Source organism: Balneatrix alpica DSM 16621, from assembly GCF_000619885.1.
In the GTDB taxonomy this organism is placed as follows: domain Bacteria; phylum Pseudomonadota; class Gammaproteobacteria; order Pseudomonadales; family Balneatricaceae; genus Balneatrix; species Balneatrix alpica.
Map to the genome: position 1 here is coordinate 565,683 of NZ_KK211039.1, position 12,936 is coordinate 578,618.

The window sequence follows — 12,936 nt, forward strand, 5'->3', positions numbered from 1 at the left end:
CAGTAGCAGCCTAACCCCATACGGGACCTTAGACGCATCATGATGATGAGGATAGGCAAATGAAATCACTGATCTTTGCAGCTGCGCTCGCTCTCTTGGCGCCCTTTGCCAGTGCTGAAAAAATGACTGCCGTTTACGGCGACTGGCCTCCCTTCTTTACCACTGATCCCGCCCGCCCTGGTGCAGCAATGGAAATTGTTCGTGCCGCCTTTGCCTCCCAAGGTATGGAGCTGGACATCAAAGTACTTAATTGGAGCGAGGTCATCGAGGGCACCGCCCAAGGGGAATACGATATCCACTCCGGTGCCTGGTTTATGGAAGAGCGCACCATGATTCTCAGCTTCAGCGAGCCCTACCTGCAAAACAACATCAAATTTATTAAACGCAAAGGCAATAGCTTCGACTACAAAGGTCTCAATAGCCTGGAAGGCAAAAAAGTTGGCGTGATTAAAGACTATGGCTATGGCGATGAGTTTAATAACGACCTCACCTTTACCCGGGTAGAAGCTGATGAGCTGATGCAACATATCCACGCGCTGGTCGCCGGCGAAATTGATCTCAGCCTGGAAGATGAACTGGTTGCCCGCTCCATCATTGCCGAGGCCGATGCCAGCCTACTGGAACAGATTGAATTCACCTCTGGAGCGCTCTCTACACAAAATCTGCATGTTGCCGTGGGTAATCTGCATGCTGATAAAGACAAAATTATCAGCGCCTTCAACGCCGGCCTGAAGGCCATTAAGGACAACGGCACCTACGAACAGATCCTGCAAAACTACGATCTTCGGTAAATGCACAAGCTAGGCTAGTCAAACTACAGGCAGGGACGCCAGCCTAGCCGCCTCTCCTCTTAGAAGCGTCGTTTTCACCCCTCTTTATCCACGCTAACCCACCTATGCTGTGCCTGCTTTTTACTGCCAGAGTGTTCACTTTTTGTCCCATCCATTGAAAGAGAACCCTGCCAGTAGCAGAAGCATCTATACCCGTAGTTGAGGGTAGCTAACCTAAATCTACTGAAGGAAGCACAACATGAGAAAAATAATAACCGCCTGCTTATTGGCTGCTCTGGCTCCCTTTGCCAGCGCCGATAAATTCGTAGGGGCCGGGGATCCTTGGCCGCCCTTTCTCGATCCTGAGCAAGATACCCAAGGGGTAGCAATAGAAATTGTCCGTGCTGCACTGGAGTCCCAGGGACATCAGTTGGAGTTCAAGTTTATGACCTGGGCAGAAGCGATTGATGGGGTTACCAACGCCAACTACGACCTGTTAGTCGGCACCTGGTTTACCGAAGAGCGCACTATGTTCCTGGTGTATAGCGAGCCCTATTTGAAGAACGAGATAAAGTTTATTAAGCGCAAAGGGGATGCCTTTGAGTTCAGCGGCCTGAATACCCTGGAAGGTAAAAAAGTGGGGATTATCAGTGGTTATGGCTACAGCGACTCCTTCGTAAACGACCTGACCTTTGAACGTCCTGAAGCCTCGGATCTGATGACTAACGTCAAAGCCCTGATTGCCGGCGAAATTGACCTCACCCTTGAGGACGAACTGGTCGCCCGCTCAACCATCTCCCGTCATCAGCCTGAACTGTTAGAGCAAATTGAGTTTACCAATGGCTCTCTATCCAGCCAGTCATTGCATGTCACCACCGGCCTGCTCAATGACAAACGCGAGACCATTATTGAAGCGGTCAACAAGGGCCTGGAAACCATCAAAGCCAATGGCGTGTTTGATGAAATCCTACAACGTAACGGGCTGAAATAACCTTTTCTCAATCCAGGGATGGATTGTCCCTCTTCTTGATCCACATCATCTCCTTTCATCCTCAAGCGCAATAAATTAGACAAATCTAATTTAGAAGGATGTATCCAGATGAACAAAACCCTCAGTATTCACGCCAAGCTCAATGAACACTTTCTGATTCAGACTGATATTCGCGGCCATCACCTGAGTATCGATCAACCCCAAAGTGCGGGTGGCCAGGATGAAGGCGTATCCCCCTTAGAAATGTTTCTCTTCACCCTTGCGGGTTGCATCGGCAGCATTGCGCGGATCATGGCTATGCAACAACGCCTTAACCTACGTGGCATGAGCATTGAGGTGAGTGGCGACTACGATCCGGCTGGCTTGTTAGGCAAAGCAACGGATCAGCGTATGGGCTTTCAACAACTGTTCATCCAAGCTCAACTGGATTGTGACCTAAGCCCGGTGGAACAAGCTGCCTTTTTCGATCAGGTCTGTGCCCGCTGCCCAGTACACGACAATATTCAGTACAGCACCGCTATCAGTCACAACCTGCTTTGACACCTCTGAGCCATCGATCAGGAGAGCAACTCAGTACCGTTTACAGCGCCATCAACAAAGGAAATCACCCCTAAAGAAAAACAAAACTTAGCCTTAAATCAACTTGATTAATAAATATTTGAAGCATGTTTTTTCTGCCCTTATAGTGGCCCCATTCTGCTGCTACCAAAAGGTAGCAGCCTCCTTTCTTACTCAGGGTCACTGGCATGGATAAATACGATTTCATCATCGTTGGCGCAGGCTCAGCAGGCTGCGTACTGGCAAATCGCCTTAGTGAAAACGGTAAGTACAGTGTCTTACTGTTAGAAGCTGGTGGCAGCGATAAGCGCTTCTGGATTCAAATCCCGATTGGTTATGGCAAAACCTATTACCAAAAGGCGGTGAACTGGATGTATTTGACGGAGCCTGTCCCTGGCCTCAACCAACGCCAAAGCTATTGGCCCCGCGGTAAGGTATTAGGAGGCTCCAGCTCCATCAATGCCATGGTCTGGGTACGTGGCAATGCCAAGGACTACGATGACTGGGCTGCAGCGGGCAACTCCGGCTGGAGTTATGCCGATGTCCTGCCCTACTTCAAGCGCTGTGAAACCTTTATCCAGGGTGACCCGCAGTATCGTGGCCATAGTGGACCCATTCAGGTCCAGGTTCCCGCGCAGGATGTGCACCCTCTGTGTCAGGATTTTATCCGTGCCGGCGTTGAGCTGGGGGAGGTACGTAACCCCGATATGAATGGCGCCAGTCAAGAAGGAGTCGGTCTATTCCAGCTCAACACCCACAATGGCATGCGCATGTCCGCCGCCAAAGCTTACCTCCATCCAGCATTGAAACGGTCCAACCTGAGGTTGATTGATCATGCACTGGTAACCAAGGTGATCTTTGCCGGCACCCGCGCCCTGGGGGTGGAATATGAGCGCCATGGCCAACGTCAGCAGGTATTTGCCAAACGCGAAGTCATTCTGAGTGGAGGGGCAGTCAATAGCCCACAGCTGCTGCAGCTTTCCGGGGTGGGCGCTGAAGAAGTATTAAAACCACTGGGAATAGCCCAGGTCGCCAATTTACCTGCGGTAGGCCGCCACTTGCAGGATCACCTAGGCATGGATTATCTCTACACCAGCCGCCAGCCCACTCTCAACGATGAACTACACCCCTGGTGGGGCAAGCTCTGGGCTGGGATCAAATACGTTTTTAAGCGCCGTGGCCCCTTGAGTTTGAGCGTCAATCAAGCCGGCGGCTTTATCAAAACCCGCCCGGAACTGACTCAACCGGATATCCAGTTGTATTTCTCCCCTGTCAGCTATACCCGCGCACCAGCGGGCAAACGTCCCCTGATGAATCCCGACCCCTTCTCCGGCTTTTTGCTGGGATTATCAAACTGTCGGGTCAAATCCGAGGGTTATATCCAGATCAAGAGTAGCGACCCACGCCAGCCCCCCTTGATTCAACCTAATTACCTTAGCAATGAGGAAGATGTGCAAACCCTGCTGGCAGGGGTGAAATACCTGCGTAAGCTGGCACAAACCCAAGCCATGTCCGGCGTCATTATTGAAGAAATCCGCCCCGGCCCAGCATGTGTCAGTGATGAACAATTGATTGAGGATATCCACGCTTATGCCTGGACGGTGTTCCATCCCTGCAGCACCTGCCGCATGGGCCCCAGCGCAGAGGATAGCGTGGTCGATGCCAGGTTACGGGTACACGGCATTCAAGGATTACGCGTCTGCGATGCCTCCGCTTTCCCAAGCTTGGTATCAGGTAATACCAACGCCCCCACCATTATGTTGGCTGAACGGGGCGCCGATCTGATTCTGGCGGATCACCGTCACTAATTCCGCTCTGGATTCGCCTCTGCCAATAGCCAGTCGCGGAATAACAATGCTTCTGGCTTGGAGCTTTTCGCCCCTTTCGGCAATAGCAAATAGTGAGACTCATCAGAAGGCAGCTCCAGATCAAAGGGGCGAACCAAGCGTCCATCTTTAAGATAGGCGGCGGCAAAGCTCTTTTGCACCAACGCCAAACCAATACCGGAAGCGGCCAGCTCCAACGCATTAAGGGAGGTGTCGACTTTAATGCCCAAATCCAATGGGATCTCCACTCCAAGCTTGCTTACATACTCCTCCCAGCGCCCTTCCCGCCCCATGATATGAATACACTTAAAATCCTGCAGCTGCTCCAGGCTAGTCAAGGCCGCAATCTGCGCCGCCACCTGCGGGCTGCACACCACGACCGAGTTGTCATTACTGATTAACTCCACCTGATAACCGGGCCAGCGGCCATCGCCAAAACGAATATCAATGTCCGTTTCATCCGGGTTCAAGGCCTCCACCCAAATCGCGGTATGCAAACGCACATCAATTTCCGGATGCGCCTGCAGGAAAGATTTCAGATGAGGCGCCAGCCAGAGTACCGAGTAGGATGCCGTCGAGCGTATTGTAATGGTCCGCTCCCCTTGCCCCCCGAAAAGCCCAAAAGTGGTGCGGGACAGCTCATCAAAGGCACGCCGTACTGCGGGCAAATAGGCCCGCCCCATGCTGGTTAATTTGACGCTCCGGGGTAAACGCTCAAACAACGGATAACCCAGATAAGACTCCAACGAGCGGATCTGATGGCTGACCGCTGCCGACGTCAAACTCAACTCTTCAGCCGCAGTGGTAAAACTACCGGCACGGGCAGCCGCTTCAAATGCCCGCAGCCAAGTTAAAGGGGGAAGGTGATAACTCATAACGCCCTCAAATGAACAAATATTTTTTAGCCTTAGCGGAATAATACTTCGTTTGTTTTTATTTAACAGCCCTGAGCATAATGGCCGCACTAGCCATTCAGGGATTAGCCAGCGTGAAAATTGCCAGCATCGAAACCTTTACCAATGAATATGTCGGCTTTGTGCGGGTTCGAACCACCGACGGAGACGAAGGCTGGGGCCAGGTTTCCCCCTACAACGCCGATATCAGCTGTCAGGTGGTGCATCGCCATATCGCTCCACACAGCCTGGGTCGGGATGCCAGCGACATTCATGCCTGGGTGCAATGGGTACTGGAACGTGAACATAAGTTTCCCGGCACCTATCTCTATCGCGCCCTTTGCGGGGTTGAGACAGCACTTTGGGATATCCAAGGCAAACGCCGGGGGCAAAGTGTTTGGCAAATGCTCGGCGGCCAACACAACCGTATTCGCGCCTATGCCTCCAGTATGCGTCGCGACATTACCCCAGAGCAGGAAGCCGAGCGGATGCTGGCGCTCCAAGAAAGCCACGGTTTTGATGCTTTCAAATTCCGCATTGGCCGTGAATGTGGGCGTGATGAAGACCAATGGCCAGGGCGCACCGAACAGATTATCAAGCATATGCGCCGTACCCTCGGTGATGAGGTTACCCTGCTGGTCGATGCCAACAGTGCTTTCAGTGCCAAACGTGCCATTGAAGTCGGCCATCTGTTACAGGACTACGGCATCAGCCATTACGAAGAACCCTGTCCTTATTGGGAACTGGATGCCACCCGTGAAGTCACCGCCAGCCTGCAGATTGATGTCAGTGGTGGAGAGCAGGATAACAACCTCAATGTCTGGCGCCAGATCATACAACAGCGTGTGGTCGATATCGTTCAACCTGATATCTGCTACATGGGCGGCATCAGCCGCACCCTGGAAGTGGCCAACATGGCTGCCGAGGCCGATCTGCCCTGCACCCTGCATGCCGCCAACCTGTCCTGGGTCACCCTGTTCTCGGCCCACTTCATGCTCGGCATTCGCAACCCCGGTAAGTACCTGGAATTTTCCATCGAAGGGCTGGACTACTACCCCTGGCAAGCACAGCTGTTTAGCCCCGGTTTCGATATTCGCCAAGGCTACCTGGAAGTCTCCTCCGCCCCCGGCTGGGGAGCAGAGGTCAACCCAGACTGGCTGCGCCATGCCCAGTACCAAGTCAGCTTTAACGGCTCGCGTTTTTAACTCAGGGGAGATAGCCCATGTACCCGACTCTCGCCCAGTTGCGTGAAGAATACCTCACCCAGGGCACCCTCAAGGGTCTGCCCCAGCAACTCTTTATTAATGGCCAGTGGCGCGAACCCAGCGCACAAAAGTGGCTGGATAGCCTCGACCCGTGCACGGGGCAAGCCTTTGCCCGTATCCCGGCAGGCAGCGCCAAGGATATTGATCTTGCGGTTAATGCGGCGCAAGCCGCTCTGCCTCAGTGGCAGGCCTTGCCCGCCCACCAACGGGGGCAGGTTCTAGCACGCACGGCAGATCTTTTGGAGCAGCAACAAGATCTGTTTGCCACGGTGGAAGCATTAGAGGTGGGCAAGCCCATTAGCGAAGCTATCGCGGATATCCAGTCTTGCCTGCGCACCCTGCGCTATTACGCCGGTGCCGCTGATAAGGTACAGGGCGATAGCTATCCCCTTGGCCAGCAAGCCCTGTCCTTTTCCATCATGGAAGCTGTTGGGGTGACTGCCCACATTGTGCCCTGGAACTTCCCCCTTAATACCACCTTGCGCGGCGTAGCACCTGCGCTGGCAGTCGGCTGCACGGCAGTCGTCAAACCTGCGGAGAACACCTCTCTCACCAGCCTGATGCTAGGCCCATTGTTTAGCAAAGCAGGCTTGCCCGATGGGGTTTACAACGTGGTCAGTGGGCTGGGGGTGGATACCGGCGCGCCCCTGGTCGCCCATCGCGGCATTAACCATGTGACCTTTACCGGCTCAGTGCAGACTGGTCGCCATGTCATGCGCTCCGCAGCACAAAATATCAGCAGCCTGACTCTGGAGCTTGGGGGCAAGTCCCCCTTGGTCGTACTCGCCGATGCTGACTTGGAAGCCGCGGCCGACGGCATCCTCTCCGCCATTTTTTATAACGCTGGGCAGATTTGTTCGGCGGGTTCCCGCCTGATCGTGGAGCGCCGCGTTCATGCCGAATTACTCGATATCGTGCTGCGCAAGGTTAAGCAACTGCAGATTGGCCATAGCCTCGACAACCCTAGCTTTGGCGCCATCAGCTCAGCGGCTCAATTGGACAAAATAGCAGCCTTTGTGGAACGCGCCCGCGCACGGGGCCGTCAGATACTCTGTGGCGGACAACGTCTGCAATGGCAGGGACAAGGCTGGTTTTATGCGCCCACCATCATTGATGACGTGCCTGCGGATGACGAGCTGATTCAAGAGGAAATCTTCGGCCCCGTCCTCAGCGTGCAAATAGTTGATGACCTGGAAACGGCCATTAATGCCGCCAACTGCACCCAGTTTGCCCTGGCCGCCGGCATTTACACCCGCGATGTTCAGGCTGCCCTGCACTTTGCCCAACGCACCGACGCTGGTCAGATCACGGTTAACGATTATTGGGCCGGCGGTATGGAAGTCCCTTTTGGGGGCAACCGCCTGTCCGGTTTTGGGCGAGAGAAAGGACTCGAAGCCTTGCGTAACTACTGTAGGACCAAAGCCATCACCTTCAAGGTGTAACCCAATTGGCTGGCCTTGGCGTCAGCACGATATCCATTGATCAGCGACAGGAAGAAAACATGAATAATAAATCGAAAAAATGTGATCTCCAGCAGCCGGTAGAAGGCATTAGCCGTCGCCGTTTTTTAGCCGGCAGCTTAGCCGCTGGGGCAGCATTGGGACTAGGCGGGCTCAGCCTGAGCCAAGCCTATGCAGGCAGCCTGGCCCCGGTAAAAGGCGGTAAGCTCACCGTAGGCGGCGGCCAGGGCTCCACTACGGATTCCCTTGATCCTGCGACCTATAACAATGACTTCCTCTATGCGCTGGCCTATGGCGTATTTAACAACCTGACCGAAATCGACACAGACGGCAAACTGATCCCCGAGCTGGCTGAGTCCTGGCAAGCCAGTGCCGACGCCAAAGTCTGGGCCTTTCGCCTACGCAAGGATGTGACCTTCCACGATGGCAAATCCTTAAGTGTTGAGGATGTGATTGCTTCCCTGAATCATCACCGCAAAGATGGCTCCAAGTCCGGCGCTAAGCCCTTGGTAGAGGGCATTGCTGACATGCGCGCAGCGGATGCCCACACCTTGGTGATCGAGCTAAAAGACGCCAATGCGGACTTCCCCTTTATCCTTAGTGACTACCACCTGGGCATTCGCCAAGCCAAGGGTGAAGGCATTGATGCCCAGAGCGCCATCGGCACGGGGGCTTATATTCTGCAAAGCTTTGAGCCAGGGGTACGCGCCACCTACCTGCGCAACCCGCAATACTGGAAAAGCGGCCGCGCCCATATCAACGAGATTGAAATTCTCGTCATTGCCGATGCCGCTGCCCGCTTGAATGCATTAATGACCGGTCAGGTTGATTTGATCGACCGTCCCGACCTGAAAACCATCAAGATGCTGGAACGCGCCCCAGGCGTGAAGGTAGAACAACGCACTGGCACCCTGCACTACACCCTGCCGATGCATGCCAATGTAGCCCCCTTCCAGGACAATAATGTGCGCTTAGCGCTCAAGCACGCCATTAACCGTGAAGAGATGGTGCAGAAGGTACTCAAAGGCTATGGGGTCGTGGGCAACGACCACCCTATAGGCCCATCCAACCGCTTCTTTAATCATGACCTGGCGATTCGCAGCTATGATCCGGACAAGGCCGCCTTTTACCTGAAACAAGCCGGTATGAGCGAGTTAAAAGTTCAACTGAGCCTGGCCGAAACCGCCTTTGATGGTGCCCTGGACGCCGGCGCCCTCTTTGCCGAAAGCGCCAAAAAAGCGGGGATTACGATTGAAATCCTGCGGGAGCCTAACGATGGCTACTGGTCGAATGTCTGGTTGAAAAAGCCTTTTAGCGCCAGTTATTGGGGTGGCCGCCCGACAGAGGATTGGATGTTCTCAACCGTCTATGCCAAGGGCGTATCCTGGAATGAGTCCAACTGGGAGCATGCACGTTTCAACCAACTGCTGGTCGCAGCGCGCTCAGAGTTAGATGATGACAAACGTCGCGCTATGTATGGGGAAATGCAGCAACTGGTCAGAGACGAAGGCAGCACCATTATCCCTATGTTCGGTAACTATGTGGTCGCCATGCGCGACCGGGTACAGCATGACGAACAGGTTGCCGCCAATTGGGATTTGGATGGCCAGCGTTTTATGGAGCGCTGGTGGGTAGCCTAACCCCTACTGTCACGATTTCCCGGCCATGCCGGGAAATTCTCCACTTTGGGCGCTGCCCCTAACCATAAGCCAACACCATGCATACCATTATTCAGATGACGCTAAAGCGTCTGGGCTTAGGGCTCGTGACGCTGCTGGTAGTCTCCATCATCATTTTTTATGCGGTTGAGTTGCTACCGGGGGATCTGGCCCAGGCCATTCTTGGCCAATCCGCCACCACCGAAACCCTGGCTGCATTTCGCCAGGAACTAGGACTGGATCAACCCGCACTGACCCGCTATCTAAACTGGCTAGGCCAATTACTGCAAGGTGATTTTGGCCGCTCGTTGGCAAATGGCCGTGAGATCAGCGAGTTGATTGGTGGCCGTCTTGCCAACACCCTGGCATTAGCCTGTTACGCCGCCATTATCGCCGTTCCCCTGTCGTTACTACTGGGCATTCTTGCCGCCCTGTATCGCCACTCCTGGTTTGATCGACTGACCAATATTTTCAGCTTGGGATCAATCTCATTTCCGGAATTCTTTGTCGCCTACATTCTGATTTTGTTACTGGCGGTAAAAAGTAATTTTTTCCCATCCCTGGCCAACGTCTCTGAGCAGACCTCCCTGTCTGACTACTTACTGATTTGTTTGCTGCCTGCCCTCACCCTGACACTGGTGGTGATGGCCCATATGATGCGGATGACCCGCGCCGCCATCGTTAACCTGCTGGCCAGTCCCTACATTGAAATGGCCCACCTTAAAGGGCTATCTCCCTGGCGGGTCATTACTCGCCATGCACTACCCAATGCCCTAGCACCGATCATCAACGTCGTTGCCCTTAATCTGGCCTACTTGGTTGTCGGTGTGGTGGTGGTCGAGGTGGTGTTTGTCTATCCCGGCTTGGGGCAATTGCTGGTGGACTCGGTGACCAAGCGCGATATCACCGTGGTCCAAGCGGCCAGCCTGGTCTTTGCAGCAGCCTTTATCGTGCTGAACCTGCTGGCGGACATTGCCGCCATTGTTACTAATCCACGCTTACTGAACCCTCGCTAGGAGTCACGCTTATGCCTTGGTATCAGTCCCTGAAACAGGCTCCGCTCAGCGCCCAACTTGGTTTGTTGATTATTGCGCTCTATGCCTTGGTCACCCTGCTGGCGCATTGGTTAGCGCCCTATGGTGAAACCGAGATTGTCGGTGACGTCTATGCACCCTGGGGGGCAGAGTTTTTACTCGGCACCGATAATCTGGGCCGCGATATGCTCAGCCGCCTACTCTATGGCGCACAGAATACGCTTGGCATTGCCTTGGCAACGACGTTACTGGCATTCGCCCTGGGTGGCTTGGCCGGTATCCTCGCTGCGGTTGTTGGCGGCTGGCTGGATCAACTACTCTCCCGAGTGGTCGATGTCTTGATGGCTATCCCGGCGCTGATCTTTGCATTGCTGATGCTAACCATCGTCGGTACCTCCACTCTTTCGCTGATTTTAGTCATCGCCATTTTGGATGCGACGCGGGTATTTCGCCTCGCCCGCGCCGTCGCCCAGTCCATTGTCGTAATGGATTACGTCGAAGCGGCTCGCCTGCGGGGTGAGGGGCTCTGGTGGCTGATCCGCCATGAAATTCTGCCCAATGCCATGCCCCCCTTGATTGCCGAGTTTGGGCTGCGCTTTTGTTTCGTGTTTCTGTTTATCTCGGCCTTGTCGTTCCTTGGCTTAGGTAATCCGCCCCCCGCAGCGGACTGGGGCGCCATGGTCCGCGAAAACGCCACCCTCATTACTTTCGGTGATATCACCCCCCTGCTGCCGGCAGCCGCCATTGCGTTGCTGACCGTGGCCGTCAACTTTGTGGTGGATTGGTTACTCCACCAAGCCAGTGGCCTCAAGGAATAATTCAGGAGACAGCCATGCACAGCAAACCCTTACTGCAAATGCGTGACCTGCGGATTGAGGCCAAATTGGATCAAGGCTGGCAGGAAATCATCAAGGGCATTGATCTTGATCTTTACCCAGGTGAAGTGCTGGGGTTAATCGGTGAGTCCGGAGCAGGCAAATCCACCCTGGGGCTGGCCGCCATGGGCTATACCCGCGGGGGTTGTCGCATCAGCGGTGGCTCCATTCTTTTCGATTCCATTGATCTGACTCAGGCTAGCGAAGCCACCAAGCAACAGCTGCGGGGCAAGCGCATCGCTTACGTTGCCCAATCAGCCGCGGCGTCCTTTAACCCAGCCCAACGCTTACTTGATCAGTATATTGAGGGCCCCGTTCAGCATCTGGGGATGGACCCTGAGCATGCCAAGCGTGAAGCGATTGCCCTTTATCGCAAGATGCAGCTACCCAACCCAGAGCGGATTGGCTATCGCTATCCCCATCAATTGTCCGGCGGACAGCTACAACGGGCAATGACAGCCATGGCGATGGCCTGCCAGCCCGATCTGATTATTTTTGACGAACCCACTACGGCCTTGGATGTAACGACCCAAATTGAAGTGCTGGCCGCCATTCGTGATGTGGTCAAAAGCTATAACACCGCAGCCATTTACGTTACCCATGACTTGGCCGTCGTGGCGCAAATGGCTGATCGAATTCAGGTGTTGAAGCACGGCCAGACCATTGAAGTAGCAGAGACCCGCCACATGCTGCATCAACCCCAGGCTGAGTACACCAAAACCCTGTGGGCAGTACGTAACCTGCAAAAGCCAGCCCCTGCGCAAACAGCCACAGAAACAGTGCTTTCCTTACAGGGAGTCGATGCTGCCTATGGCAACAACACTCTGAAGGTACTGAGCAATGTCAATATTGATGTACCGCGAGGGCAAACCCTGGCTATCGTTGGTGAATCCGGCTCAGGAAAGTCCACCACAGCACGGGTGATTACTGGTCTGCTTGAGCCTACAGCAGGTAAAGTGGTGTATCAGGGCCAGGTATTGCCTGCCAGCTATCGACAACGTGACCAGCACACACTGCGTCACATCCAAATGATTTACCAAATGGCGGACACTGCCCTGAATCCCCGCCAACGGGTTAAGGACATTATTGGTCGTCCCTTGGAGTTTTACCTTGGCTTATCTGGCCAGGCTAAAACTAAACGCATCCATGAACTCCTCAAGCAGATTGATCTAGACCCTGATACTTACTTAGACCGCTATCCGCATGAGTTATCAGGTGGGCAAAAACAACGTATCTGTATTGCTAGGGCGCTGGCTGCCGAACCTGAGGTGATTATCTGTGATGAGGTCACCTCAGCACTGGATCAAGTAGTGGCGGAAGGCATTCTTAAGCTCCTACTGCGCCTACAACAAGAATTGCAACTCACCTATTTGTTTATCACCCATGATTTAGCCACGGTAAAAGCGATTGCCGATCAAGTCGTTATCATGCGTTATGGTAAAGTCATCGAGCAGGGTAGCTGTGTGGAGATCTTCAGCCCTCCCCATCCAGAATACAGTGCCCAACTGTTATCTTCCGTCCCTGAAATGGATCCTGACTGGTTAACCCGTCAACTACAGGATCGTCAGGAAACAGGACACACATCCACGTTAAAGGCCAGCTAACT

11 protein-coding genes are annotated in these 12,936 nt (G+C 54.0%); 10 read left to right on the forward strand and 1 reads right to left on the reverse strand.

The window, feature by feature from the left end:
* Positions 1-59 precede the first annotated feature (59 nt).
* From Q334_RS0111975 to Q334_RS0111990, 4 genes are all read left to right on the forward strand, one after another.
* Positions 60-791, forward strand: coding sequence for a transporter substrate-binding domain-containing protein (locus Q334_RS0111975; protein ID WP_027313421.1), 732 nt, complete (start codon positions 60-62; stop codon positions 789-791).
* 238 nt (positions 792-1,029) lie between these two features.
* Positions 1,030-1,761 carry a substrate-binding periplasmic protein gene (locus tag Q334_RS0111980; protein WP_027313422.1) on the forward strand — a complete coding sequence of 244 codons (732 nt, stop codon included), beginning with the start codon at positions 1,030-1,032 and terminating at the stop codon, positions 1,759-1,761.
* A 108-nt stretch (positions 1,762-1,869) separates the two neighbouring features.
* The gene (locus tag Q334_RS0111985) at positions 1,870-2,301 is read left to right on the forward strand and encodes an OsmC family protein (protein WP_027313423.1); all 432 of its coding nucleotides are present in this window, start codon (positions 1,870-1,872) and stop codon (positions 2,299-2,301) included.
* Between the two features lie 206 nt (positions 2,302-2,507).
* Positions 2,508-4,127, forward strand: a complete 1,620-nt coding sequence (locus tag Q334_RS0111990) for a GMC family oxidoreductase (protein ID WP_027313424.1) — start codon at positions 2,508-2,510, stop codon at positions 4,125-4,127.
* Here Q334_RS0111990 and Q334_RS0111995 read toward each other — a convergent pair.
* Complete coding sequence (locus tag Q334_RS0111995; RefSeq protein WP_027313425.1) at positions 4,124-5,020, reverse strand: LysR substrate-binding domain-containing protein; 897 nt, start codon at positions 5,018-5,020, stop codon at positions 4,124-4,126. The genes Q334_RS0111990 and Q334_RS0111995 overlap by 4 nt on opposite strands.
* An 80-nt stretch (positions 5,021-5,100) precedes the next feature.
* Between Q334_RS0111995 and Q334_RS0112000 the strand changes: the two genes are divergently transcribed.
* The 6 genes from Q334_RS0112000 to Q334_RS0112025 all read left to right on the forward strand — a co-directional run bounded on the left by Q334_RS0112000 (position 5,101) and on the right by Q334_RS0112025 (position 12,934).
* Positions 5,101-6,243, forward strand: a complete 1,143-nt coding sequence (locus Q334_RS0112000; RefSeq protein ID WP_211249534.1) for a mandelate racemase/muconate lactonizing enzyme family protein — start codon at positions 5,101-5,103, stop codon at positions 6,241-6,243.
* A 17-nt stretch (positions 6,244-6,260) separates the two neighbouring features.
* Complete coding sequence (locus tag Q334_RS0112005; protein ID WP_027313427.1) at positions 6,261-7,745, forward strand: aldehyde dehydrogenase family protein; 1,485 nt, start codon at positions 6,261-6,263, stop codon at positions 7,743-7,745.
* Positions 7,746-7,804: 59 nt separating this feature from the next.
* Positions 7,805-9,403 carry an ABC transporter substrate-binding protein gene (locus Q334_RS0112010; RefSeq protein WP_027313428.1) on the forward strand — a complete coding sequence of 533 codons (1,599 nt, stop codon included), beginning with the start codon at positions 7,805-7,807 and terminating at the stop codon, positions 9,401-9,403.
* Between the two features lie 77 nt (positions 9,404-9,480).
* The gene (locus Q334_RS0112015; protein WP_027313429.1) at positions 9,481-10,437 is read left to right on the forward strand and encodes an ABC transporter permease; all 957 of its coding nucleotides are present in this window, start codon (positions 9,481-9,483) and stop codon (positions 10,435-10,437) included.
* Positions 10,438-10,448: 11 nt separating this feature from the next.
* Positions 10,449-11,273, forward strand: a complete 825-nt coding sequence (locus Q334_RS0112020; protein ID WP_027313430.1) for an ABC transporter permease — start codon at positions 10,449-10,451, stop codon at positions 11,271-11,273.
* A 14-nt stretch (positions 11,274-11,287) separates the two neighbouring features.
* Positions 11,288-12,934, forward strand: coding sequence for an ABC transporter ATP-binding protein (locus Q334_RS0112025; RefSeq protein ID WP_027313431.1), 1,647 nt, complete (start codon positions 11,288-11,290; stop codon positions 12,932-12,934).
* Positions 12,935-12,936: the final 2 nt, after the last annotated feature.

Coding starts and splice junctions, on each gene's coding strand:
- Q334_RS0112010 (WP_027313428.1), top strand. CDS start 7,805: ATGAATAATAAATCGAAAAAATGTGATCTCCAGCAGCCGGTAGAAGGC.
- Q334_RS0111985 (WP_027313423.1), top strand. CDS start 1,870: ATGAACAAAACCCTCAGTATTCACGCCAAGCTCAATGAACACTTTCTG.
- Q334_RS0112025 (WP_027313431.1), top strand. CDS start 11,288: ATGCACAGCAAACCCTTACTGCAAATGCGTGACCTGCGGATTGAGGCC.
- Q334_RS0112015 (WP_027313429.1), top strand. CDS start 9,481: ATGCATACCATTATTCAGATGACGCTAAAGCGTCTGGGCTTAGGGCTC.
- Q334_RS0112000 (WP_211249534.1), top strand. CDS start 5,101: ATGGCCGCACTAGCCATTCAGGGATTAGCCAGCGTGAAAATTGCCAGC.
- Q334_RS0111980 (WP_027313422.1), top strand. CDS start 1,030: ATGAGAAAAATAATAACCGCCTGCTTATTGGCTGCTCTGGCTCCCTTT.
- Q334_RS0111990 (WP_027313424.1), top strand. CDS start 2,508: ATGGATAAATACGATTTCATCATCGTTGGCGCAGGCTCAGCAGGCTGC.
- Q334_RS0111995 (WP_027313425.1), bottom strand. CDS start 5,020: ATGAGTTATCACCTTCCCCCTTTAACTTGGCTGCGGGCATTTGAAGCG.
- Q334_RS0112020 (WP_027313430.1), top strand. CDS start 10,449: ATGCCTTGGTATCAGTCCCTGAAACAGGCTCCGCTCAGCGCCCAACTT.
- Q334_RS0111975 (WP_027313421.1), top strand. CDS start 60: ATGAAATCACTGATCTTTGCAGCTGCGCTCGCTCTCTTGGCGCCCTTT.
- Q334_RS0112005 (WP_027313427.1), top strand. CDS start 6,261: ATGTACCCGACTCTCGCCCAGTTGCGTGAAGAATACCTCACCCAGGGC.